Annotated in this window: 23 protein-coding genes; 4 read left to right on the forward strand and 19 right to left on the reverse strand. The window is 67.0% G+C overall.

What is annotated here, in order from left to right; translation table 11 throughout:
* Positions 1 to 6: 6 nt before the first annotated feature.
* The 11 genes from H6717_40645 to H6717_40695 form a co-directional block, all read right to left on the reverse strand.
* Positions 7 to 1347 (reverse strand): trypsin-like peptidase domain-containing protein, encoded by a 1341-nt coding sequence (locus H6717_40645; protein ID MCB9583412.1) that lies wholly within the window; start codon positions 1345 to 1347, stop codon positions 7 to 9.
* An 8-nt stretch (positions 1348 to 1355) separates the two neighbouring features.
* Entirely contained in the window at positions 1356 to 2186 is an 831-nt protein-coding gene (locus H6717_40650) for a hypothetical protein (GenBank protein MCB9583413.1), read from the reverse strand.
* Between the two features lie 438 nt (positions 2187 to 2624).
* Positions 2625 to 3113 carry a hypothetical protein gene (locus H6717_40655; GenBank protein MCB9583414.1) on the reverse strand — a complete coding sequence of 163 codons (489 nt, stop codon included), beginning with the start codon at positions 3111 to 3113 and terminating at the stop codon, positions 2625 to 2627.
* Between the two features lie 7 nt (positions 3114 to 3120).
* A complete protein-coding gene (locus tag H6717_40660; protein ID MCB9583415.1) occupies positions 3121 to 3582 on the reverse strand; it encodes a DUF4262 domain-containing protein in 462 nt (153 codons plus the stop codon).
* A 116-nt stretch (positions 3583 to 3698) separates the two neighbouring features.
* Complete coding sequence (locus tag H6717_40665; protein MCB9583416.1) at positions 3699 to 3983, reverse strand: hypothetical protein; 285 nt, start codon at positions 3981 to 3983, stop codon at positions 3699 to 3701.
* A 315-nt stretch (positions 3984 to 4298) separates the two neighbouring features.
* Positions 4299 to 4994: a hypothetical protein gene (locus H6717_40670; GenBank protein ID MCB9583417.1), complete on the reverse strand. Its 696-nt coding sequence runs from the start codon at positions 4992 to 4994 to the stop codon at positions 4299 to 4301.
* A gap of 12 nt (positions 4995 to 5006) precedes the next feature.
* Positions 5007 to 5651: a hypothetical protein gene (locus tag H6717_40675; GenBank protein ID MCB9583418.1), complete on the reverse strand. Its 645-nt coding sequence runs from the start codon at positions 5649 to 5651 to the stop codon at positions 5007 to 5009.
* A 99-nt stretch (positions 5652 to 5750) separates the two neighbouring features.
* A complete protein-coding gene (locus H6717_40680) occupies positions 5751 to 6281 on the reverse strand; it encodes a hypothetical protein (protein MCB9583419.1) in 531 nt (176 codons plus the stop codon).
* A 254-nt stretch (positions 6282 to 6535) separates the two neighbouring features.
* Positions 6536 to 7036, reverse strand: a complete 501-nt coding sequence (locus tag H6717_40685; protein MCB9583420.1) for a hypothetical protein — start codon at positions 7034 to 7036, stop codon at positions 6536 to 6538.
* Positions 7014 to 7343 (reverse strand): hypothetical protein, encoded by a 330-nt coding sequence (locus H6717_40690; protein MCB9583421.1) that lies wholly within the window; start codon positions 7341 to 7343, stop codon positions 7014 to 7016. The genes H6717_40685 and H6717_40690 overlap by 23 nt, the downstream gene beginning before the upstream one ends.
* A complete protein-coding gene (locus H6717_40695; protein ID MCB9583422.1) occupies positions 7340 to 7897 on the reverse strand; it encodes a hypothetical protein in 558 nt (185 codons plus the stop codon). Before H6717_40695 ends, H6717_40690 begins: the two co-directional genes overlap by 4 nt.
* Positions 7898 to 8106: 209 nt before the next feature.
* On the opposite strand from H6717_40695, the gene H6717_40700 reads away from it, so the two are divergent.
* Complete coding sequence (locus H6717_40700; GenBank protein MCB9583423.1) at positions 8107 to 8862, forward strand: sigma-70 family RNA polymerase sigma factor; 756 nt, start codon at positions 8107 to 8109, stop codon at positions 8860 to 8862.
* The gene (locus H6717_40705) at positions 8859 to 9290 is read left to right on the forward strand and encodes a hypothetical protein (GenBank protein ID MCB9583424.1); all 432 of its coding nucleotides are present in this window, start codon (positions 8859 to 8861) and stop codon (positions 9288 to 9290) included. Before H6717_40700 ends, H6717_40705 begins: the two co-directional genes overlap by 4 nt.
* Positions 9291 to 9337: 47 nt before the next feature.
* Here H6717_40705 and H6717_40710 read toward each other — a convergent pair whose 3' ends face one another.
* The 7 genes from H6717_40710 to H6717_40740 all read right to left on the reverse strand — a co-directional run bounded on the left by H6717_40710 (position 9338) and on the right by H6717_40740 (position 16845).
* Positions 9338 to 10111, reverse strand: coding sequence for a Stp1/IreP family PP2C-type Ser/Thr phosphatase (locus tag H6717_40710; protein MCB9583425.1), 774 nt, complete (start codon positions 10109 to 10111; stop codon positions 9338 to 9340).
* A gap of 184 nt (positions 10112 to 10295) precedes the next feature.
* Positions 10296 to 11408 carry a serine protease gene (locus tag H6717_40715; protein ID MCB9583426.1) on the reverse strand — a complete coding sequence of 371 codons (1113 nt, stop codon included), beginning with the start codon at positions 11406 to 11408 and terminating at the stop codon, positions 10296 to 10298.
* A gap of 124 nt (positions 11409 to 11532) precedes the next feature.
* Positions 11533 to 12213 (reverse strand): ribose-5-phosphate isomerase RpiA, encoded by a 681-nt coding sequence (rpiA, locus tag H6717_40720; GenBank protein MCB9583427.1) that lies wholly within the window; start codon positions 12211 to 12213, stop codon positions 11533 to 11535.
* Between the two features lie 248 nt (positions 12214 to 12461).
* Complete coding sequence (gene mutM / locus H6717_40725; protein ID MCB9583428.1) at positions 12462 to 13337, reverse strand: bifunctional DNA-formamidopyrimidine glycosylase/DNA-(apurinic or apyrimidinic site) lyase; 876 nt, start codon at positions 13335 to 13337, stop codon at positions 12462 to 12464.
* Position 13338: 1 nt separating this feature from the next.
* Entirely contained in the window at positions 13339 to 14478 is a 1140-nt protein-coding gene (locus tag H6717_40730; protein MCB9583429.1) for a hypothetical protein, read from the reverse strand.
* Positions 14478 to 15437, reverse strand: coding sequence for a hypothetical protein (locus H6717_40735; GenBank protein MCB9583430.1), 960 nt, complete (start codon positions 15435 to 15437; stop codon positions 14478 to 14480). The genes H6717_40730 and H6717_40735 overlap by 1 nt, the downstream gene beginning before the upstream one ends.
* A gap of 19 nt (positions 15438 to 15456) precedes the next feature.
* Positions 15457 to 16845 (reverse strand): protein kinase, encoded by a 1389-nt coding sequence (locus H6717_40740; GenBank protein ID MCB9583431.1) that lies wholly within the window; start codon positions 16843 to 16845, stop codon positions 15457 to 15459.
* Positions 16846 to 16996: 151 nt separating this feature from the next.
* Between H6717_40740 and H6717_40745 the strand changes: the two genes are divergently transcribed.
* Positions 16997 to 19612 (forward strand): PAS domain S-box protein, encoded by a 2616-nt coding sequence (locus tag H6717_40745; GenBank protein MCB9583432.1) that lies wholly within the window; start codon positions 16997 to 16999, stop codon positions 19610 to 19612.
* Here H6717_40745 and H6717_40750 read toward each other — a convergent pair whose 3' ends face one another.
* The gene (locus H6717_40750; GenBank protein MCB9583433.1) at positions 19613 to 20746 is read right to left on the reverse strand and encodes a hypothetical protein; all 1134 of its coding nucleotides are present in this window, start codon (positions 20744 to 20746) and stop codon (positions 19613 to 19615) included.
* Between the two features lie 164 nt (positions 20747 to 20910).
* Between H6717_40750 and H6717_40755 the strand changes: the two genes are divergently transcribed.
* Positions 20911 to 24177 carry a BamA/TamA family outer membrane protein gene (locus H6717_40755; protein ID MCB9583434.1) on the forward strand — a complete coding sequence of 1089 codons (3267 nt, stop codon included), beginning with the start codon at positions 20911 to 20913 and terminating at the stop codon, positions 24175 to 24177.
* The last annotated feature ends 153 nt before the right edge of the window (positions 24178 to 24330 follow it).

Raw genomic sequence — 24330 nt, forward strand, 5'->3', positions numbered from 1 at the left:
GGCGAGCTAGCTCCCACGTCGTGTGATCGGCACGCCGCTGCGCCGCAAGAGCCCGGCGCACAGCAAGAGCAAGAGCCAGCTGGTGCTCGTGTGCCCACTTGCGCCGGAGCTACAGCTGCAGCCGCTTTCCGGCTCACTGGCGTCAGGCGTCGAGGCCGCCGCGCCACCGGCACCCGCTGCCCCCGCCGTGCCACCGGCACCCGCCGCGCCGGCGACGCCGCCATCCAATGCGTCGCATTGGAGGAATTCGCCGCAGTCCGTGCTGCAGCTCGTTCGCTCGTCGGCGTCGCACACGCCGTCGCCGCAGGTTGCCGGGGGGCAGTCCGTTGCGCAGTTTGCCGCGTCCTCGCTGGGCGGGCTGCACACGCCGTCCCCGCAGCTGGGGGCAATGTTGCAGAGCCTCTTGCTCGGCCACTGCGCTCCACACAGGTCTGCGAGAACGGCCTGCACGTCGCTGCTCCCGCTCCATTGGGGAACGGTGACTCCGGAGTCCGGCGGGACGCCTTCGTCCGTCTTCACCGAGGGCACGCTGCAGCCGCCAGGTCCGGTGGGCACGTAGTCGCCGGTCCCCACGTTGTACACGCCCGCCACCTGTCCGAGGGAGTCAAAGGTGCCGCTGCCCGAGTTACCATTGAACCCGTCGCAGTTGGTCTTCAGGTCGCTGCCCGAGATGGCCTTGACCTCACAGCCCGCCGCGATCTTCATCGGCAAGCCGCTGGGGAAGCCGATGAACGCCATCGCGTCGCCGGCAGCAGGCGCAGCGGGAGCAACGGGTGCCGGTTCATAGGGCGGACCAACGGGGCGATCGAGCTGGATGACCACGGCATCCAGGTTTTCGTCTTGGAAGGCGCGCCGGCGGCAGGAGTACACGTTGTCGAGTGGGATCGGCTTCACGCCTTCCCCGGCGAACATTCCGTAGCCGAACACGAAGTGCATGCCGCTGCACGATCGCTCCGGATAGTCCTCGTCCACGCAGTGCGCCGCCGTGAGCACCAGGTCGTCGTCGATCAGCGTGCCCGAGCAGTCGGAGGCCAACGGTTGGTCCACGAACCGCTGGTCGGGGCACACGTTGAAGTGTTCTTGCAGCGTTTCCGCGTGGACGGGCGTCATTGCTCCAGCACACAGCTCCCACTTCGGCAGCCGTGGCTTCAGAAGTGCAACCACGGACTTTTCCGCTCGCTCACGCAGGGTGCCATCCGGGTGTTCGTAGACGTCTTCCCGGTCGTCCTGTCCAAAGATGGACCGCTGTGCAGCCGTGGACAGTTGCTCGTCGGGGCCGTGGCCGCAGGCAGCCACCACGACCCCGCACAGAGCAAACCAACCACGCCGGTGGGGCGAGGCAGTCATGGGGAACCTCAGATGACGCCGTTGCCGCCCGTGACACGGATGGTGGAGTTGTTCGTGTAACCGAACACGCCCACCAAGTCTGCCCAGCTGTAGGGCGTCGTGGCCGAGTTGCTCCAGAAGTCCACGCCGGTCTTCTGTGTGTCGTTGCACACCAAGAGACAGATCGACTTCTGGTTGTTCGCGTCCGGCGCCATGCGAACGCTGACCACGATGGACTCGCCCTGCTGGAGGGTAACGGGCGTCGTCAGGTTGACCGGAATCGTCACCTCGGGTCCGGTGGCGCCGCTGTCCGGCGGCATGTCGATGGTCTCGATGATCGTCGGCGTCGCATCCAGGGTGCTGCTCGTCGTCTTGAAGATGTCGACGGAGTGACCGAGGGAAGGATCACACTTCTCGGCGGCTACCAGATCGTATGCAATGCTGGTCACCGTGAAGGGATAGGTCGGCGGCGTCAGGATCGTCGCATAGCGGTGGTTGGCCTCGTCCGGCAACAGCGGGCCGACCAAGTTCTTGCTCGCGCACGCGGTGCCGTAGTTGGTGTTGGCGATGGTCTGCGGCCCGGTGCCGCCGGTGCCGCCGGTGCCTGCCGCGCCCGCCGCTCCTGCACCACCCGCAACCCCCGCAACGCCACCGCCACCCGCAGCTCCGCCCGTCGAGCCCGCAGCGCCACCGCCGCCCGCGGCACCCCCACTGCCCGCAGCGCCGCCGGTCGAGTTGCCCCCGGAGCCGCTGGTGCCCGCAGTGCCAGCGCTGCCGCCGGTGTTGCCATCGTTGCTGCTCGAGCTGCACGCAGCAACGCCAAGCGAGAAACAAACCAGAACAAGCAGTTGTGACTTCATGATCGTGTCTCCAAGCAGATGGGCAGGGCTTCGCGTTCAGTGGATTCGATCTCGTTCGCGTAGCTGCCAACGAGATGCGCAACACGCCTGCCGTCCGTGCTGGCACGCGCGGCTTAGCGTCCGCGTGCGCACCGAGCTAGCGAAAGCATCGTGTGAACGCGCTCAAATAATGCCGCGTAAGATCAGCAAGCATCCGAGCGGGGATCGTCCGTCGAAATAATGTCGAGTAAGATCACTCGCCGCGCGCGCATGACGACGCCAAGCCGCATGCGTCAGGGAGAATGCGAGACACGACTCGTCGTGCAGCCGCCGACCATGGGCCTGAATGTTGCCGGTCCGCCGCGGAACCTCGCGCAGAAGAAGCACGTCGCGACCGCGCGCGGAACGCGAAGACTCGCGCCGAGCCAACATCAATCGGCAGAGAACGCCGAACGCTCGCTACGCGAAGTTCCAGTGTGCGGGCAGGTCGCTGCCGCACTCGCCGCATTCGGGCATCTCGAGCTTCAGCAGGTTGATGCCGCCGCACTGAGGGCAGCGACGAAACTCGAAGGAGTGGGTCAGCTCTGTGGGAGGGCAAAGGCCCGCGTTCACGAGCGCCGGGCGCACCGCGTCCCAGCAACTGGCCTCGGGGCAGTACCCCGTCGACTGATTGGTGACGCTCACGACGGCAACGCCCTGCGCGGAAACCTCCAACACCAACTCGCCCGCGCCCTGTACGCGCGCCCCTTGGGCGCACGCAACGTGCTCCGTTCGCCGATCGGACAGCCAGAGCCTCCCCTGCGAGTCGACGACGTACGTCAGCTCATGCTCCCCGTCCGCCAGCCAATCGCGAATGTTGTCAGCGCTCTGGGGCTGCAGGCGGTCGATCGGCGCGCTTGCCATCTTCCCGATCTCCGCCGGCCCGACGTACTCGTACTCGCGCTTCATGTAGCCATCATACCGCCGCAAGGTCGAGCCGAGGTTGCGCGGCGGCGACGAGCGGATCGCACTTCACGACGTTGGGGAGCACCCCGTCGCGATCGGGCCAGAAGATCTGAACTGCGCGCAGCGCGTCCGGGCGCCCCACGAGGCGGTAGTATCCCATCGCATAGCCGAAGTACGTTTCGAGCTGCGACGGGTGCACCGGCCGGATCAGGAGCGGAAGATCGCCGAGTAGATCGGGATGCACGCCGGTCTTCTCGAAGCTCTCGTGCTTGCGAATGCGATGGATGAGGGAGCTGACGACGGAGTGTGCCGTTCGCGCGGGCAACCCGAAGACAATCAGCTCCGGGTGGTTCCAGCTGCTCACCAGACCGATGGTGTACAGGAGCTCTGGCGCACGCTCGGACTCTGGTACCGCAATCGCGTGCCAGCCGTGCTCTTCCACGGAGCGCCGGATGTCCTCGTCTTCGCTCATGATCCGATAGGGGTGACAGCGCGCACGTCGCCCTTGCACTTATGGCACACGCCGCCGCGAGGATTCTATCTGGTCGCGATGCGAAATCGCCATCGACTCCCGAAGCATCCCATCGCTCACTTGCGAGAGCTCGAGAAGAGCCGCGAAACGCCGTCGACGATGCGTGCGAGCATTCCCATCGGGAGGTTGGACTCGGCGACGTCCATGGCAACGTGATCGACGCGGCCGGAATGTCGAACGCCACGTCTCCACAAGATGAGCTCGTACACGCCCGCGGCAGCCAGCAAACACGCTCCAAAGCCGCAGAAGCCGAGCAGTAGTGCAGCGGCGGTGCCGACATCCTCCATGCCGATTGCGAACTTCAGCCCCAAGACCACCAACGTGACACCCACGCCGGTCAATCCCAGAGAGAGCGCGTGTGACTCCGAGCGCTTCCGATCGGCCGTCAGGTCAGGCAGCGCGCAGCTGGAGCAGACGAGGGTTCCCGACGAATCGAACTGGACCGCGCTGCTGGGAACCGCGCGCGCACATTTGGGACAAGTCACTACCCCCGACATGACAGCTCTTGCCGTCCTTTCCGGCCGTCGCCGGCACGCATGATACCTCATTCCTCCAGCTAGGAGAGCCGGCGGCGCAACAGGACCAGGTCAGCGTTGGTGAGCCCGCTCCGGAGGGAACACAATGAGCGAGGCTCGATGGCTGTTCCGTGCCCAAGCCTACCCAAGAGGACGTGTTCCGCGGCGTCCTCGGTCCAACGGCGATCGAGCTGGTTCGGAGAACGGCGGTTCGTCGTACACGCGCGGATCGAGCTCGAGCTCGGCCGCCAACTCGCGAAGATGCCCTCGCGCCCGCGACAGCGGGTGATCCGGGAACAGCTCGTCCCAGCGTTCGTCGTCCGCGCGGTTCCTGAGCAAAGAAGAGAACGGTGTCTCTGGGCGATAGGGATCAGACGCCCAGCCCTGCATCACGCCCTCGTCGTCCGGCGCGAACTTCTCGCCCGCGCCCATGAGCTTGTTCAGGACGATGGTCTCGCGAATGCCGGTCATCCCCGTCTCCACGCACTGCACGCGCACCACCAAGCTCGCCTCGCGAAACGGAAGAGTGATGCCCGCAAGATAGACGCGACCCCGCTCTTGGCCTGGGATTCCCAGCTTGAAGAGCGTGCGCACCGCCGGCAGCTTGGCGATCTCGAGCACGTCTACGAAAACGAGACCCCCTTGGTCCCCCAGCGCCGCGCGATAGCGATCGCGTAGCGCCTCGAGGTCCGTCATCGACGGAATGTCCGGCATCACGTGGAACACGTTGAGCATCAGGCTCTCGCCGCGCTCGTTGTGCCAGGTGACGGCATCGTCCTCGCGAGCTGCTTCGCTCCACCCGTCCAGCGGCAGCTCGATCGAATCGAGATCAATCACGACGAACAGGTATCACGAGCTACGCCCCGGCGGGCCCAGCACTCGAACCGCCTTTGCAACCACGAAGATCGAAGGTCCGTCAGCGCCTTGGCCATGACTCGTCACGATGCAGAAAGCCTTGGACTCGGGCGAAACGGACAGCCCGTGGAGCTCGACTTCCTCCAGAGACGCGAGTCGGAACAGCGGTGAGCTCAGGTCCAGGTCGTCTTCGAGCCCTACCATGGTGGACACACCCTCGAACCGAACGTGGAAGGGGTTTGGCGTGCAGTACTCGCAGCAATCCCCAATCCAGAGCTGAAGCATAGCGGGCGAGTGCTCCTCGACCATGGCGTCACCGAACCCGCCGTTCACCACGTCGAAGTCCGGCCAATGAGTCCCCGCCGGCTGCCGTGAGCGAAACGGGCGGATGACCCGAACCTGGAAGTCCGGTGCATGCCCGTCGAGCTCGACGAACACCGGCTCGCCTTCGACGAAATCCTGCACGCCGTCCACGTTCTCATTCGCGCCGAACACGAACGGACCAAAGTGCGGGGACCGAACCTCGCCCTCGCCCCGCTCCGCCGACCAACTGTGAATCACCCACGCCACGGGTCCACCCTGAGCCAGGATACCCGCAAGGCTCGATGGTTCCAGCACCGCCGTGCACTTCCACTTCATTGTGCGCTGGCTGTTGGTCCGCCGCGGAACCTCGCTGCGGAACCCCACCCCTCCGGGTATCGCGAAGCGCGTTCGAAGGAGGACGACCTCGCGACCCGTTCAGTGCGACGCGGAGCCCTGGGCGTGGAGCTCTTTGCAGCGCTTCGCCTCGGCGACGTATCGCGGGGAGGGCGTACAAGCCCGATTCCCCGCGCTGGTGCAGTCCGCGGCAATCTTTCGGTCGAGGCAGCTCTCCATGGCTCGCGCGAACTTGATGAAGCAGTCGAGCTCGGGGGCCGGCGCCACACCTTGTGCGCCCAGACCGTCCCACACGCAGTCGAACTGCACGCGTCGCGCCCGGCGCTCTGACTCGGGCGCCTGCTGCCCCCACGCTTTGAGGTAGAACTCGTCGCTCCAAGCGACTGCGCGCTTCCACGTTGCCTCCCGGTCGGCGTCGACCGGCGCGGGCTCGACGTTGGCGGTGTCTTTCGCGGTGTGGTTCGGAGTCGTTTCCGCGTCGCTAGCGGCTGCGAGCCCACCCTCGCCCTCGCCTTCCTCCGCGCGTGGGGCCGGAGCATGCTGCGCGACACCGTGGGCCGCCGGAACCTCCGGTTCGCGCGGCCCGCCGCAAGCGCCCGAGACCACGAGCATGCCAAGAATCGTGGGAGCCCACCAAGTGTGTCGGCCCGGAACCGGCGGCTGCCAGTCCGTCTCGAAGTCATCCAACATCGGGGTTCGCAAAGTTTCGTGAGAATTGGCTTCCGCGGCAAGAGGCAGAGTCCGGCTTCATCCGCAGCGCTCCGGAACGTGGAGCTCGAGCTGAACGCGTCTGCCATCGGCCGCTTCGATCTCCGTCGTACGAGCCGCGTGATCCGTCACCTCTGCAACGCAGCGATGCCATGTCCTCAATCTTCGCGTGCCAGGCTTTCCGCATGAGTCGGAGGCAAAACGGCAACCGTGGACGCGAACAGCTCGTCCGCAAACTTCCGCAACGGGCGGGGCGGCAGCGGCTCGTCCGGGTAGAAGAGTGTTGCCACCGAGATCTCGACCAGCGCGCCGGTCGGATGGTTCACGAAATAGCTGACGATGCGTCGGACGCCGTCGGTCCACTCGAATCCGCGTGCGACCATTCCGGCAATCGATCCGACAAACCGGTCTGGATGTCCTTGGCGAACGCGACGAGCCATCAACCTCTCAGCGGCATCTGCGTCGCTTTCGGTCTCGGTCGCCACCACCCACATGTCGACGGATACCGGTACGGAGCAGGAGTCGTCTCCATAGCGTTCAATGTCCCCAGACAACGCGAAGCTGCGTCCAACCGGAACCGTCACCGGGCGCCAGTCCGGTGGCAGGTGAAGGTCAAACAGCGCTTCCGGGTCGATGTCAGCGGTCACGTGACGCTTCATCAGGGTACGCACACGCGTACCAACGATCCAGCAGTTGGCCGTAGCGGCAAGCGAGAGCCGTTGCTTCCCCGGAGGGTGCTACGGCCCCGGCCTCCAAAGCCCCGAAGGCTTCCGCGATTCCTTGGAGCTCTGTTGGGTCGAGGCGGACGATGAAGTAGTCGTGTAGGGCGTCTACGGCGTGGCGGGGAGGCTTCGGAACCGGCGTTCCTTCGAGGACGCGGGCCACTGCCGCAGCGAGCGATTCGTCGACCTGTGCCAGGGCGCGGCGAGCCTCTTCGAGCTCCGCGCGAGAAAATATCGCGCTCATCCCTTGCAGTGTGGCGCGCCGAGATCGACCGTGAGGTCCGAGCAGCTCGTGATCTCGAAGGTCGTGCCGGCTTTGGGCCCGGTCGTGCAGGTGCACACGACGGTGGGCGAGGTCTTGGCGGCGCAGTCCACGCCCCACGCGGCGCAGTCGACGCTACAGCGTTGGTAGTACGGCGGTGCCCCGGGCGGCGCACCGCCAAAGCCCTGGCCGCATTCCTCGGTGCCCTTCGGAATCTCGCACGCGTCCAGGGCGGCAAACTCCTGAGCGCAGACCTGTTGTCGGTTCTGCGCGCAGTCCGTGATCTTGTCGGCGAAGCACACCATGATGCCGTCGAAGGCGGCGCCGCAGCCCTTGGAAGCGGCCTCCGCGCGTGCCTGGTTCATGTCACTGGGACATTTGTCCGCGGGCGCGCTGCTGCACGAGAGCCCGACGAGGTTGTCGCAGGCGGCTTGGATGAGCTTCGCGGGATCCGCTGGCTGTTCGCTGGTGGACGACCCACCGCAGGCCCCGGCAGCCAGGGCCGCTGCCAGCAAGAGTCCTCTCAGGGCTCGCATCGCTCACCTCCCAGCCAAGCTTAGCCCACTATTGAAGGCGTGCGGCCCAGCGCCAGGCACATCCGTCACCGGTGGCGTGGAGGTGCATTGTCCGGACATTTCAGACCGCTCACTCGAGTGAAAGGCGAGCGAGGTCCGTCATATGGACGTCGCTGCGGGCGCCCGGGCGCGACGGTGCGGGCCGTGGCTCGCGGCGGACCAACCCCCAAATGCCCCGGTCCGGGAACCCTCGTGGCACGGCTGCTGTCGCTGGATGGGTGGTCTCGGAGCGCGAAACCGTTCCCAAACTCGCCGATCCCGCATCTAGGGACGACGCCGGCGAGCTTCCGATCTACGGTCGGGACAGTTTCTGGGACCTTTCGGGCTCGATGGACGACGCTGAAGAGCGATTCATACTGCGCCTCAGGCAGCACGACGAGCGGGCGTTCAACGAGCTCGTGGAGCTGTACGAGCAACGCGTGTTCCGCTTGGTGTTCCGCATGCTGGGGCGCCGGGACGAAGCGGAGGACATGGCGCAGGAAGTGTTCGTCCAGGTGTTCAAGGCCATCGGAACGTTCCGTGGCGACTCGAAGCTCTCCACGTGGGTGTATCGCATCGCCGTGAACCTCTGCAAAAACCGCATCAAGTATCTGTCGCGGCGGCACGACGGCCAGCAGCAGGAGCTCGAGCCGGTGGCAGAGCGGGCGCCCTTGAGTGAGGCGAAGGGCGTGACCTACGGCGACGTCGCGCGCCCCGATCACATGGTGGAAGGCTTTCAGGTGGAGCGCATCGTGCAGGTTTGCATCGCCGAGCTGGACGCGGACTTTCGCGACGTGCTCGTGCTGCGGGACGTGGAGGACTTGAGCTACGAGGAGATCGCCCAGATCACGGGGCTTCCCGACGGAACCGTGAAGAGCCGCATCCATCGCGCCCGCGGCATGCTCAAATCGAAGGTCGAGCGCGCGTTGGGGGAGAAGATCCGATGAGCGACGACGAAGAAGTCGAGCGCGAGGAAGCCGACAAGGTCGAGGAAGCCGACGAGGTCGGAGACGCGGAGACCGACGACAAGGTCGAGGACGGCGACGGCGTCGAGATCGACGAAGAGGAAGAAGAGCGGCTGCGGGGGCTATTGCGCGGAGCGTTCAAGAAAGAGGACCCCGCGGAGCCGCCGGACGTGCTGCGCGGGGTGCAGCAGCGGATCCGCGAGCGCAGTGGCGGCAAGTTCTACGAGGACGGCTGGAGCACGGCGAAGCACCCGCCGGTGTACACGTATCTGGTGACCAGCCTGCTGATGCTGGGCATCGTCTTCGCGGTGTACGTGACGCTGGGCTACCTGGACGGCCTGGCCCACGAGGTGGACAACGCCCCGGCCCCCGTGCACGTGATGCCGCCGCGGAACATCAAGCCCCGCTAGGGCCGCGGCGCGATCGTTCGGGTCCGAACGGTTCTGCGCGCGTCAGATCACTCGATCCAGCGGGCCAGAATGCAGGTCACGTTGTCGGGGCCGCCGTTCTCGTTGGCAGCCTCGATGAGCCGGTTGGTGGCGGTGGGCAGATCCGGCGCGGATTGGATGATTTCCAGGATCCGCTCGTCCGTGACGGGGCCGGAGAGGCCGTCCGTGCACAGGAGCATGGTGTCCCCGGCGCGGGGTGCCTCGAAGCGGGTGTCCACCTTGACGGTGTCTTTCATGCCGAGGGCGCGAACGATCACGTTCTTGTGGGGGAAGTTCGCGATCTCTTCCTCGGTGAGCCGCTTCATCTTCTTGTAGTCGTTGAGCAGCGAGTGATCTTCCGTGAGCTGCTCCATCTTCGCGTCCCGCACGCGGTAGATGCGGCTGTCCCCCACGTGGGCGAGGTAGATGCCGTCTTCCACCGCGAACAGCGCCACCAGGGTGGTGCCCATGCCGCGCTGCTTGGCGTTGCGCTGCGCCGCCTCGTAGATGCGGAGGTTGCAGAGCTTGATGCCGGTGACGAGACGGTTTTCCTCGTAGCCCTTGGTGCGGTCCATCTTGTAGGGCCAGGTCCGCTCGGGATCGTCCGCTGTCGCTGCAAAGAACTCTTGCAGCGTATCGACGGCCATCTTGGATGCGACCTCGCCCGAAGCGTGGCCACCCATGCCATCTGCAACGACATACAGACCGTACTCCGCGAGAATCGCGAAGTTGTCCTCATTGTGAGTACGCTTGCGCCCGACATCCGTCTGGCCAGCGACCTCGATGCGGAGGGGCCGTGACACGCTTATTCCCGCGGTAACCACTCGTGAAACCGAACAAATCCTCCTAACACCTAGGAGCTATGTCAACAACGGGATTCGGCGCGAGCAGAACGCTCGTGGATTTTTCTTCCCGCCGTGGCCCCCCAACCCGGGATCGGGGGCCTTGACTTTCGGATTCGCTGGGGCCTCCACCCGACCCGGAAGCCTACGGCCGCGAGCGGCGCTTTACCGCGGGGGCCTTCTTCCGGTTCTGATCCGGGGCCGCCCGCAGGGTGAGGGTCACCTGCCGGAATTTCCCGCCGCCGAACAGGAGCAGCTCCACGCTGTCCCCCACGGCGCGCTGGTTGATGGTCTCCGCCAGCGCCTCCGGCGTGGACACCGGGGCTCCGTTCACGGCCACCACCGTGTCCGCCGTGTTCCTGTCCCGGCTGCCCTTGAGGCCGGCGGCCGCCGCCGGGCTGCGAGGGTGGACGGAGATCACGCGCACGCCGCGGGCCGCTCCCGCGTCGTCGGCCACGCCCTGGATCCCGAGCCAGGGTGCCGGTGGCACCGCGTTGGCGGGCACCGTGCGGAGGAACGCCTTGATGGCGGGGGTGGGCACGCCGAAGGGCACGCGGGTGCAGGGGGCGTTGGGCACCGGCGCGCAGGCGCGGGCGATGATGGCGACGACGTCACCCTTGTCGTCGATCACGGGGCTGCCAACGTCCGTGCTCTTCAGCCGGCTGGCGAGCTCGATGGCGTCGTGCAAGAGCTCGTTGTCCGCACCCATCAGCGTGCGCTGCCCTTTGACGATGGTGCGCGCGGGGGCCAGCTCCTTTTGGCCGACCAAGCTGAACACGCGCAGGTTGCTGCCGGCCTGGGTGGCGGATTCCCGCGCGGCGCGCAGGCCCTTCTTCCAGCGGCCGTTTTGCGGGACCAAGAGCGCGAGGTCCCACGCGCGGTCCGTGTGGCCGACCTTCACGCGGGTGACGCTGCCGTCCGCGAAGCGCGCGTCCAAGTTGTTGCCGTGACCCAGCGGGGACAGCGCCGTGAGGATGCGCCCGTCTCCCGAGAGCACGGTGCCCACGCCCAGCACCTTGCCCCGCCGCTCCAGCGTGACCACGCCCCTGCGCGCGCGATCCATCGTGGTTTCCGGGCTGTCTTCCTTGTCCGTGATGCCGGCCAAGCTGCCGTCCGCCACCTGGTCCGCTGCATCTGCCGCGGCCCGAGCCGTCTGGGCGGCTCCCCGCGCGGTATCCCCGGTGTTGGGCGGAGGCGCTGCCAGTGCCGCGCCCGGCACCAACAGAACGGCCAGCGCCAATAGTCGACGCGCGGTCACAGGTGAGGTGTAGCTGGCAATCCTCGCTGTTCCGACGGTTCCCCGAATTTTCATTGCGATCCCTCGTGCTCGGCTGAAGCGTCCAAGTGGGCTAGCACACCTGGTGCAAAACGCTTGCCGCTCTTCAGCTCCGCGGCTCGAGCGTGCGCACGCCCTCGGGCCCCGCGACGATCACTCGCTGCGCCCGCCCGACGAACAGCCCCGTCTCCACCACCCCGGGGATCACGCCGAGCTCCCGCTCCAGCGCCGCCGGGTCCGCGATGACGCCCATGTGGAGGTCGTAAATCAGGTTTCCAGCGTCGGTTTTCCAGGGCGCGCCTTCCCGCAGCCGGAGCTTCACCTCGCCCAGCCGGGCGAGCACGTCCCGCGTGGCAGCGTGACCGAACTCGAGCACCTCCACCGGAACCGCCCAGCGCTCCCCGAGCTGTTTGCTGAGCTTGGAATCGTCCACGACGATGACGTTCATGCGACTCGCGTGGTTCACGATCTTTTCCCGTGCGTGCGCGCCGCCGCCGCCCTTGATCAAATCCAAGCGCTCGCTCACCTCGTCGGCGCCGTCCACGGTCACGTCGATGTGCCAGGGACCGTCGTCCCCCAACAGCGGAATGCCGAGCCCTTCCGCCTGCGCTCGGCTCGCCTGACTGGTCGGCACGCCGACGAGCTTGCGCCCGGCGCGCACCAGCTCCCCCACGCCGTCGATGAACAGCTTCGCCGTCGATCCGGTGCCGAGGCCGACGACACCTGTTTCCGGAAGCAGCTCCAGTGCCGCCCGCGCCGCCGCTGCCTTGGCTTGCATTTGATCCATGCGCGGAGTCGAGCGCCGTGGCCGCGGTGGGTCAAGGCGAGAGGGGGGTCCCGCGCCGCAGCGACAAAATCAAGCAGCAGCAGGGTGTTGGTGCGCCGCGGAAGCTCAGGGCAAGCAGCAGCAGGGTGTTGGTGCGCCGCGAGCCGCTGCGGAACCCCACCCCTTCGGGTATCGCGAAGCGCGTTCGAAGGAGGGGAAGCTCAGGGCAAGCAGCGGTCGGATTCGCGTCGGACCGAGCTCGAGAGCGCTCAGCGCTGGCAGTCAGGGCAAAAGTGACTGGAGCGCGTGGCGATCACGACGCGGCGGATGGGGGCGCCGCAGCGTTTGCAGGGCTCGCCGGTGCGCGCGTACACGTGGCGCTCGTCCTGGTAGCCGCCGTCCTGTCCGTCGGGGCGCACGTAGTCGCTGATGCTCGATCCCCCCGTCTCGATGCTGCGCGTGAGCACCCGGATCACGGCTGCGGCGATGGCGTCCCACTCGGCGCGCTTCACCCGATGGGCGCCCCGGGTCGGCCGTACGCCCGCGAGGTACAGCGCTTCGTCTGCGTAGATGTTGCCCACTCCGGCCAGCACGGCTTGGTCGAGGAGCAGCGATTTCACCGGCGTTTTCCGGCGCGCCGCTGCGGCTCGCAAATGCTCGCCACTGGCACGCAAGGCGTCGGGTCCCAGTCGATCGAGACGCGCGTCGCTTTGCCCCGGTCGCAGATGCAAGACCTTGCCGAACTTGCGAACGTCCCGAAAAAATACGTCGGGCCCCCGGTCGCCAAACACGATCCGCAAATGCGTGTGCACGTCCGGCGCGAAGCGGCTCTGTAGCTCGGGGCTCAGGGAGGCGCGCGCCGTCGCGCTCAAGAGTCGCGGGCTCGTGGCCACGGAGGAGAAAAGCTGGCCCGTCATTCCCAGGTGCAAGAGCAGTCGCGAGCCATCGTCGAGCTCCGCGAGCAGATACTTCCCATGGCGGCGAAGGGCGCGCACTTCGCGTCCCAGGAGCTTCTTCTTCAGCGCGGGCGGCTTCGTCAAAAAGAAGTAGCTGTCACGCGTCGTGTGCACCTCGCGGATACGCCTGCCCACGAGCCAGGGCTCGATCGTACGCCGCGTGACCTCGACCTCGGGCAGCTCGGGCACGTCAGAGCTGCTCGGCCTTGGTGCAGGTGTCCTTGGCCGGATCGTACTCGGCGGGACACTTGGCGGTGACCTCCGGCAGCGGGACCACGGCGCCGATGGTCACCGGCGTGGTGTCGAAGCGCATGCCGAAGGTGGTGCCATCACACGGCTCGCCGGCAACGTAGCTCTTGGACGCGTAGTCTGCGCCGCGGCAGATGAACTGCTTGGTCGCCGCGTAGGTCGAGCTGTTGGTGCACAGCGGCACGCCGAGCAGATCCGAGGTCATCTGCGGGATGAGCAAGATCAAGGAGTCTGCCGTGGCCCAGCCGCTCATCAGGCCGTTTTCCAGCTTGCGCGTGCCACTGGCGGCGTCGAACACCACGTCCGCCTGCATCTCCACGTCGTAAACGTCCATGTACACGTTGGCGAAGGCGTACAGCACGTGGTCGAAGTGCGCGACGAGCTTGCTCTCGTTCACGTAGGCGCTGGTGCTGGTGTAGGTCGCGGGCGCGGTATCGCTGCCGCTGCCGGTGACGCTGAGCTCGGAAGCGACGGGCCAAGCATCCGTGCCGTCGAGCTTGGGGGGCTTGCCGCCGGGTGCTTTCGTGGTGGCCAGCGCCACCACCCACTTCACCGTGACCTTCAAGTCTTCCGAAAAGCCGTTCCAGTCCGAGACCTCGAACAAGCCTACCGGCGCGAAGGTGCCGGCCCCTATCGCCTTGGTCACGATGGGGCCGCTCACCACGTCGGTGCCAAACACGTCCTTCTGGCGCGAGAGCATGCGACCGACGCCGTTGTCCTCGCCGTGGATGCCGTCCGTCGCGTCGCCTTCGGTCCAGGGCGCGGGCTGACACACTGCGGGATCCGGATGACCGGTGCAGGTGCGGTCGAGATCGAAGCCGACGCTCAGGTAATCCGGAACACCGCCCGTGGTGCCTTCGCCGAAGTCGACCGTCCTGGTCACACCCGTGAACGTGGTGGTGCCCGGATCGTCCGCCACCTCTGGCGGGCCGATGGGCTCGGCGCTCACGCACACCTCGGCGTCCCCGGTGCCGGAATCCTGCGTCGGCCGGGGGGACACGTTGTCGAAGTCCGCGCCGATGATCTTGGCGCAGGCGCTGGCGGCCAAGAGCGCGGCAACGGTGGCGGCGGCTCGTCGCATCAGAAGGCTCCGCGGAAGCCGAGGACGGCGCCATTGGGCCGCTCGGCTTCCGGAGGGGTGGTGACCAGCACGTACGCACCCACCCCCAGTGCGGCAGCGCCCGCGGCGAACGCGATGGTGCTCACCGTGGCGAAGGTCTTGCCGGTGTCCGCTGCGTCGAGTCCGTCCGGGCCGCACACTCGGCGTCCGCCCTGGGTCTCGCAGTCGTCATCCATCGTGTTCTTCTTGGACAGCGCGAGATAGCCCGTAGCAGAGCCCACCAGCAGGCCGGCGCCGCCCACGCCCACCAGCACCCACCCCAAGGTGTTGCTCGAGCCCGCCGGCTTCAGCTGCTTTGCTGGCGCGGGTTTCGGCTTCGGTTTCGATTCGGGCTTGGGCTTGGGTGTGACCGCGGTCGGCTCGGGAAGCTTCTCCCCCGCCTCCACCGTCAGCGTCTCGTGCGCGCCTTCGGCAAGCTTCTTCTTGTACAGCTTGTCGCGGTGCCCGGGGGCAACGACTCGAATTTCGTGATCTCCGGGATCGACCGGCAGCTCCACTCCCAAGGAGGGGCGCCCCAAGCGCACGCCGTCGCGGTTGATCTCGGTTCCCTCGGGAGCGCCAGGTGCCAGCTCGATGGTCAGGCGTGGAATGCGTTTGTCGATGGCCTTGGCGCGTTGCTCCACCCCCGCGCGCCGTTCGTCCCCCGGAGGTAGCGCGCGCAGCGCCTGCTGCCACGTCTCCCACGCCAGCGCGAGGTTATCGAGCTTCTCGTTGCAGGCGGCCAAGTTGATCAGCGTGCCCACTGCCGGATCCAAGCGCTGGCTCTCCGCGAAGCGCGCGCAGGCGATCCGATAGTCCCCGGCGTCGAACGCCTTGCGCCCCTCGGTGAACAGCGCTTCGGCCGCCGCGGGATCGCGTCCCTGCGCCAAGACGGAGGGCGCCGCCAGGAGCAGCGCGACGAGCACCAAGGCACGAGCCATGGGCGGGATTATCACGCGCCTATTTGCGCTTAGTGAAGATGTCGACGGTCGGATCCGGTTTGGGCTCGGCTTTTTTCGTCGGTTTCGCACTGGGGCGAACCGTCTTCACGGGCAGCTTCGCCGTTTCCGCCGGGGGAGCGGCCGCGGCGTCCGTCTCGTCCAGAGCCACGGAAGCGCTGGGGGCCGGCGCCGGCGGGACTTCTGGCTTGGGCTCGAGTTTTGCGGTTTCTTGGGGTTGGCCCGGCGCGGTAACGACCGGCTCGGAGCTCGAGACAGGGGTCCGGCGCACCTCGGCGCGGCCCCCCACCATCACCCAGCCCGCCGCGCCGGCACCCGCGAGCAGCACCGCCGGCAACACCCAGCGAGATCGCTTGGAGGTCCGGGGGATGGCTGCGTCCGACACCGGCCGCGTGGTGGTGCCCCGCAGGTGCTCGCCGCTGGGATCCGCCATGGTGGGCGCCTCGGAGCGGATCTTGGCGGTGCGGCGATCCTGAGCCACGGAGATGCGCGCGCTGGCGATGGGCTCGTGGCACAGCGCTTCGTAAGCTTCTCGCACGGCATCTTGCATGGCGCGGGCGTCGGGCCAGCGCTCGTGTTTGTCGTAGCAGAGCGCGCGATCCACCAGCGCGACGACTTCTTCGGGCGTGCCTTTGGTGCACTCTGCGAGGGAGGGCGCCTGCGCGGACATCGCCAACATGAATTGCTCGTTGCCGGTCTCTGCTTCGTGAACGTGGCGCCCCGCGAGCACCGCGAAGAGCGTGGCTCCGACGGCGAACAGGTCGCTGCGCGCGTCGACCTCGTCCCAGCGCCCGCGCGCTTGCTCCGGCGGCATGAAGCCGGGAGTGCCCAGGGCGGTGTCGTGCCCCGTGTGGCTCTTGTCCAAGGTGCGCTGGCCGAGACGCGCGATACCGAAGTCCAGGATCTTGATGGTCCCGGTCTTCTCCAGGAAGATGTTGCCGGGTTTGAGGTCGCGATGGATGACGCCCTGCGCGTGGGCTGCGGCCAGCACGTCCAGGGTTTGCTCGGCGATGAGCAGGGCTTCACGCCAGGGGATGGTGCCGTCCCGCGCCAGCCGCACGTCCAGGGTTTCCCCGTCCAAGAGCTCCATGACCAGGAACGGAATGCCGTTCTCGTCGACGTCGTCGTCCTGGATGGTGACGGCGCCGTCGTGGCCCACTTTGTTGGCGACGTAGCCTTCGCGCTGGAAGCGAGAGCGGAGGTCCTGGACCTGGGCGGCCTCCGGCTCGAGCATCTTGATCGCCACGCGGTTGCCGTTGCGGTGGGTGGCGGCGAACACGGCCGCCATGCCCCCGAGGCCCAGGAGCTCGTCCAAGGTCCACTTGCCTTTCAGCACGCGGCCCAGCTGCCGATTGGCGCGGGTGACCTTGTCCGACTCTTCCTGACTCATACCCTAGTCTGCGTAGCATTTCGCCGGGCGGGTCCCCCGTCAAGCCAAGCCGGGAAGGCGTAGGGAATTCACCCGGGCGGCACTGCCAGGTGTCACGGATGGGACCAGGACATTTGGCCCGCGACTTGATCCCCGTGGTAATTTTCCGGAAGTGTCCGCCCTACTGGCGAACGTGTGGGTGTTGCACGTCGCGTGTGCCACGGCGTACCTGGGGATGGCGGCATTCATTCTGGGGCGGGGGGCGGAGACGCGTCTGAACCAGGGCGCCGTCGCCATCAACGTCACGTTCCTGCTGTGGAGCACGTGTCTGGCGGTGTCGCACTTTCCCGGCACGTCCAAGGAGACGGCGGAGCTGTTCTACAGCCTGGGCTCCTTCGCCTGGGGCAGCTTCGCGAGCGTGGCGGTCTTCTTCATCGCCACCTTCTTGCGTCCCAGCATCTTGAGACGCCGTTCGGTGCAGGCCGCCCTGGTGATTCCGCCGCTCCTGGTCGTGTTCGCCCAGTGGGCCGGCTTCCTGGCGGAAGACTACGTGAAAAGGCCGTGGGGCTACGCGTTCGTGTGGCGGTCGGGGTTTTGGTCGACGTTCTTCTTCACCTTTTATGGTCTGTACATGACGGCGGGGCTGGGGCTCATGCTGTACGTGTCGTTCCTTCCGGCCCATCCCATCCGCAAGCGGCAGGCTCGGATCATCAGCCTGACGGCCATCGTGCCGCTGATGCTGTCGACCACGACGGACGTGGTGCTGCCGACGTTTCACGACTTCGACATCCCGAACATGGCGCCGGACTTCACCGTCATCTGGGTGATCGGGCTGGTGTACGCCATCGCTCGGCACCGCATGCTGGAGCTCACGCCCGCCGTGGCGGCGGATCGCATCGTGGCCACCATGAGCGAGGCGTTGCTGCTCACGGACCCGAACGGGTACGTGCTGCTGGCGAACCCGGCGGCCAGTCATCTGCTCGGCTACCCCCTGCGCGAGCTGCAGGACTCCCATCTTTCGGATCTGGTCGTGGGCGTCAGCGAAGACGAAGTGCTGGCGGACACCGGAGAGCCGCGGGAGCTCGTGCTTCGGCGACGGGATGGCGAAGAAGTGGACGTGTTGTTCTCCGCCTCTCAGCTCAAGGGCTCCACCGGGGAAACCCTGGGCGTGGTGTGCGCCGCCTCGGACATTGGCACGCTGAAACAGACCCAGGAGGCCTTGCGGCGCGCCCGAGACGATCTGGAACGCCGTGTGGAGGAGCGCACTCAGGAGCTGTCTCGCACCAATGATCAGCTGAGCCGAGAGGTCATCGAGCGCAAGCTCTCGGAGGGGCGCTACCGGCTCTTGATCGAGACCATGCAAGAGGGTCTGTGGGTGCTCGACGCCCAGGACAAGACGGCGCTGGTGAACCGTGGATTGGTGCGGGTCATCGGATTCGGAATCGACGACCTTCGCGGGCGCTCGGTGCTCGAGTTCCTGGACGATCCCGACGTGGCTGCCGGCGCCTTGAAGGACGCTCGCGCCGGGCAGTCGACGCGTGGGGATTGGGTGCTGCGCTGCCGCCACGGGCTGCGCGTGGACGCCATCGTCAACGTCGCGCCGTTGATGCAAGGCGACAGCTATGCGGGCGCCGTGCTCACCGTCGTGGACGTCACCGAGCGCAAGCGGCTGCAGAGCCAGCTGGCGCGCGCGGATCGCCTGGCGAGCCTGGGTCGCCTGGCCGCCGGTGTGGGGCACGAAGTGAACAATCCCCTGACCTGGGTGTTGGACAACCTGGAGCAGGTGCAGACCACGCTGAACGAAGGCATGGCCCTCGCTGACCGCGAGCAGGCGTCCCAGAGCATTGCCGAAGCGCTCGATGGCGCGCGGCGGGTGCGGGACATCGTCAAGGAGCTGAGCGCCTTCTCCCGCGGCGGTGCGCCGGAAGCGGAGCTCGTGAACCTGGAAGACGTGATCGAGGAAGCGATCAAGATCTCGGACAAGGAGATCCGCTTTCGGTCACGTCTGACGCGAGAATTCGGCAGGACGCCGCGAGTGCTGGCCAGCCCTGGGCGCCTGGTGCAGGTGTTCGTGAACCTGCTCGTGAACGCCGCCCACGCCATCGACTCGGGGGGCGTGAAGGACAACGAGATCCGCGTGCGCACCTGGTACGAGCAAGGGCGGGTCCATGCCGAGATCCGAGACACCGGCCACGGCATTGCCGAGAGCGACATCGGTCGCCTCTTCGACCCGTTCTTCACCACCAAGGCGAAGGGCGAAGGCCTCGGGCTCTCCATATCCCACGAGATCGTGAGTCAGTGCGGAGGACGGATCGACGTCGTGAGCGAGGAGGGCAAGGGCACGACCTTCACCGTGGTGCTGCCCGCAAGTGCGGAGACGCCCAGCACGCGACCCTTGCCGCGCGCCCACGCGGCGCTGCTCAGTGGCGCCCGAGTTCTGGTGGTGGACGACGAGCCCGCCCTGCGCCGCACCTTGCGTCGCACTCTGGGCCGCGAGAACGAAGTCGTGCTCGCGGCCTCCGGCGAGGAAGCGCTCACCCTCCTCGAGAAGGAGCCCGCCTTCGACGTCGTGCTGTGCGATCTGATGATGCCGGGATTTTCCGGCATCGACCTGTACGAGCACCTGGTCAAGAACCGCCCCGAGGTTGCCGCGCGCATGGTGTTCATGACCGGCGGCGCCTTCACGGCGCGGGCGGAGGAGTTTCTGCGCGACGGAAATCGCCCGTTGATCGCCAAACCCTTCGAGACGAAAGAGCTGCTGCAGACCCTGGGCGACGTCGTCGGCTGATCAGTTTTTGGCTAGGATCCCGCGGTCCTTGCGCATCAGGTAGAAGAAGTCGCGGTACGAGCGCTTGCGGATGTACTCGTCTTCCGAGAACTCGAAGCCCTGGGCCAGAGGCACGGCCTTGCGTTCCGGGCCGGCGTCCCCGGGCTCGAACAGCACGAACTTCGGGTAGGACCAGTTCACGTCGAGCTGTGCCACGTCGGTGGCGCCGGCGTGGTGCATGCCCATCGCGATGGCGTGGGCGGTGGTGTGGTTGCTGATGCCCACGTAGAGCACGCTGCGGTCCGCGTTCAGCCCTACGGCGGAGCGGCGGATGACCGTTTCGCCGTCCAGGGTGGCGCCCCAGGCCGACGTCTCCGGGTTGGACAGGCCCACGTGCATCTTGTCGTTCTCGTACATGCAGCCCGGCGCCTGGCGGAACCAAGCGATGTGAGCCTCTCGATCCTTGATGTTCGACCAGGTGGCGATGGTCAGGCTGCCGTCGTCGAATTGCGCGAAGGTGCAGGCCTTGTCCCGCGGCTTCACCAACGTCACGCCGTCCACCTTCATGCCGTAGTAGCCGTGTTCCGTCATGAATCCGCCGTTGAAGGCGGCGAGCAGCTCCTCGCGGTGCTTCTCCGGGATGATCGCGGGGCGCTCGTACTTCAGCGCCTCCTTCTCGAAGCTCTTCGGCTCGCGATAGCCGGCTACGGGAAACACCGCGCTGCGGCGCAAGTCCACTGCCACCACGAACAGCTCCGCCCAGGAGCGGTTCTTGTCGGGATGGAGCAACGTCTTGAACATGTACGCGCGCTCTTTCGGGCGACGCGGATCGCTGATTCGCACCCACTTGCCGTCGCCCGGCGCCGACCAGCTTTCGTGCACGGGGCCCACGTCCTTGGGATGAAAGGGCGGCGGGGGCGGCGGCCCGGCGTCCGCGGCTTCCGCGACGGGCTCCTCCGCAGGTTCGTCCGAGGGAACCGCCCAGTAGGCTTTGGGCTTCTCGTCCTTGCGCCAGATCCGATTGAAGCGGTCCTCCACGCCGTAGGCGAAGTCTTCCAGCTTCGCGACCCGCTCCGTGCCCAACACCGCGCGCAGGCTGTTCGCGATCAGCGGCCCCAGCCACTCCACCCGATGCACCAGTATCCACAGGATCAGGACGGCGGCCGGGGTACCGACCCCAAAGCCGATGAGCCAGCGCCTCGAGCGGCGCTTCTTGGGCTTGTTCTTCTTCTTCGCGGGATCACTCACGCCCATGGGGGAGGCGAATGGTAGACCGAGGCGGCGAATTGCGCTCGTTTGTGTTGTAAGAAGGAGGCGCGATGCGCCGAACGTGGAGCCGAATCGGGCCGGCCTTGTGCCTGGCGCTGCTTCTGCTCGGTGCTGCGGCGTCGGCCGAGGAGCGAGGGAACGTCCCTTCCCTCAGCGCGACGGCACCGCTGGGGGATCTCGCGGGCAAGCGCATCGTCCGCGTCGAGGTCGTCACCGCGGGAGGGCGCTGGCAAGAGCCGGTGACGCTGCAGCGCGTGCGCGTGGGCGACTCTTTGAGCGCGGAGCTCGCGCGCCGCGCGATGCGCGAGCTTTCGGACACGGGGCGCTACGCCACGGTCAGCGCGTCGGCGTTCGCCGAAGCCGGGGGCGCCGTGCTGCGCGTCACGGTGCTCCCGCGGCGCATCGTCGCCACCATTCGCCTGTCTGGATCGGAGCTCGATCGCGACGACACGCTACGCACCGCGGAGATCCGCGAAGGCGGCGAAGTGACCGCGCCGATGCTGGCGGACGTCGCGGCTCGCGTGGAACGCCTGTACCGTTTCCGAGGCTATCCGCAGGTGAAGGTCGGCGTGGACGCCACGGACACCGACGACCCTCTGCGCGTCGTGCTGTCCGTGGACATTCGCGCCGGCGAGCCCCGCCGGATACGTCAGCTGCAGTTCGCCGTGTGGCCCAGCACCACCGTGCCCGGCCTCGCGAACGTGCTGTCGCGCTACGGTGTGAGCGCGGGCGACCGATTGGACGAAGATGCCATCGACTCGGCGGACCGCGATCTGGTCGAGGTGTTGCAGAAGCGTGGCTGGCACCGCGCGCAGGTGTCGCACCGTGTGATGGCGGGAGGTGTGCTGCAGGTCATCGCGCACGTGGGGCCCCTCGTGCGGTTGAAGTTCGAGGGCAATCGGCTGTTCGACGCCTCCCAGCTGGAAACCGCCTTGGACCTGGAAGAGTCGGACGATCGCGCTGCGCCCACCCTGGTAGAGCGGCTGCGGGACTTCTACGCCGAGCGCGGGTTCTTGGACGCGGAGGTCAGCGCGAAGCTGCGTGGAGCTCTGTCCGCTCCGGTGGTGGATCTCGTGTTCCGCATTCGCGAGCGGCAGCCGGTGCGCATCGCCGCCCGCGAGTATCCGTGCCTCACGGGCTCTCGCTCTGCGAGCGAGGTAGGCAGCGAGATCGACAGCTTCTTGTCGGAAGAGCTGCCCGGGAGCGACATCTTGAGCTCGGTGGATCCCAAGACCGTGGATCAGACCTTCGGTCCCCACGGCACCACCGGCGCCCGGGTAAAGCCCTATCAGCCCAACCCCTGGAAGACCTACGTGCCCGACGTCTACGAGCGGGCCATGAAGCACGTCCAGGATCTGTACCGCTCCGAGGGTTACCTCTCGGCGTCGGTGGGCCCCGCGGAGCTGCTGCGCCGCCGTTGCGATCCGCGCTCGCCGCCGGGCGTATGTCGCCCCATCGGTCCGCGCCTGCGGCCGCCGACCACTTGTCGCTACGACGAAATTGGCGTGCCCCTGGGCGAGCCGGATTCCGATCCGCACCTTTCGTGTGCTCCCGACGCCTTCGGTGCCGTGCGCTGCGAGCCGGAAGCCGTGCTCAGCATTCCGATCAAGCTCGGCCCGCGCACCATCTTGTACGACCTGGCCTTCGACGGAAACAAGGTGTTCACCGAGACTCAGCTGGCGGAGACCGCCGACCTCGAGCTCGGCACCGGCGCCTCGCAGTTGGCCCTGGACAAAGCGCGCCGGCGTCTGTTGGACGCGTATGCGGAGGAGGGCTTCGCCTTCGCCGAGACGGACGTCAACCTCGAGCTGTCGCCGGACCACACCCGCGGACGCGCGCGCTTCACCATCAGCGAGCGCGAGCAAGTGATCGTCTCCGGTATCGTGGTGCGTGGGGCCAAGCGCACCAACGAGGGCCTGATCCGCAGCCGCGTGGCGCTGGAAGTGGGCGAACCCTATCGCCGCAGCGACGTGCGCAAGACCGAAGAGCGCCTGGCCACGCTCGGAGTGTTCAGCGCCATCACCGTGGGTCTGGAGGATCCCTACGTTCCCGCGCGGCGCAAGGTGGTCGTCATCACGGTGCAGGAGCGAAAGCCCCAGTACCTGGACGTGCGTCCCGGCTTCTCCACCGGCGAGGGTTTCCGCATCACCTTCGAGTACGGTCACCGGAATCTGGGCGGTGGAGCCATTCAGCTCACGCTCCGTTCCCAGCTCGGCTACCTGCCCACCGGGCTCATCATCGAGAAGGACGTCCGCGACAAGTACGACGAGCTCGACGTGGGCCAGCGCCTCGAGCGCCGCAACAGCGCCACCGTGGAGTTCCCGGAGATCGGTCTCGGTCCGCTGTTTCGCTTCAGCGTGGAAGGCATCGACGTGCGCGACAACGCGCGCGACTACGGCATCACCAAGGACGCCGGCATCGTCACCCTCATCTTCCGACCCGAGCGGCAGTTCTCCGCCACTCTGGGCGGCTCCCTGGAGCTCAACACCGCGGAGATCTTCGGCTCCACACAGAAGGGCGCGCTGGAGTCGTACGTCCAGAACAACCCGCAGTTCCGCAACACCTTCCGCGTTCCCGAAGGCACCACCGTCGCCGTCGCCGAGCGCATCGGCTTCGCCTGGGATCGTCGCGACAATCCCCTGGGCGCCACCAAGGGCACGTTGGTTTCCGGTGGCGTGGAGCACGTGCGCGCGACCCCCGTCGGCGGACAAGACGCGCAGACCAGCACCGGCGAGCCCAGCGTGTTCGCCGCCACCACCAGTCAGTTCCTGCGCTTCAACAATCGTCTCGCGGGCTACGTCCGCCTCAGCGACAAGGGCCTGGCCCTGGCTGCCAGCTTCCGTTGGGGGCTCAACACGCAGCTCATCCCGAACTCGCAGACGTACCCGGATCGCCTGTTCTTCATGGGTGGCGTGGACTCCATCCGCGGCTTCTTGCAGGACTCCCTGGTGCCGGAGGACATCGCCCAAAAGCTCCTGGATCCCGCTTCTACCCTCACGCTGAACGAGGTCGTGATCCGCGGCGGCGACGCGTTCATCAATCCGCGCCTGGAGCTCCGCATTCCGCTCTCCGGCAGCGTGCAGACCGCGATGTTCCTGGATTCCGGCAATCTCTGGCGCAAGCCCGATCTCGTAAACCCCAGCAAGCTTCGCTACGCCGTGGGCAGCGGATTGCGCATCGGTACGCCCATCGGCCCGCTGGTGTTCGACTACGGCTTCAACGTGGATCGTGTCCTCGACAAGCTGTTCCCGTACCGAACGCGTCAGCGCTTCTGGGAAGACATCGGCGCTTTCCACTTCAGCATCGGCCTGTTCTGAGAACCCAGGCGCCCTGCCACTGCCGCATCGGCCATTTTCGCTTGATTGTCGGTGCGTCGCGATACCCGTCGCGATCGCCATGGCGCGGAGAGAGCGAACCAGCACTACCGCACCGCGGCGGCCCCGGGTCGTCCACGGGAGTGACCGTGGACG

The sequence above is a fragment of the Polyangiaceae bacterium genome, from assembly GCA_020633235.1.
GTDB lineage: Bacteria > Myxococcota_A > Polyangia > Polyangiales > Polyangiaceae > JACKEA01.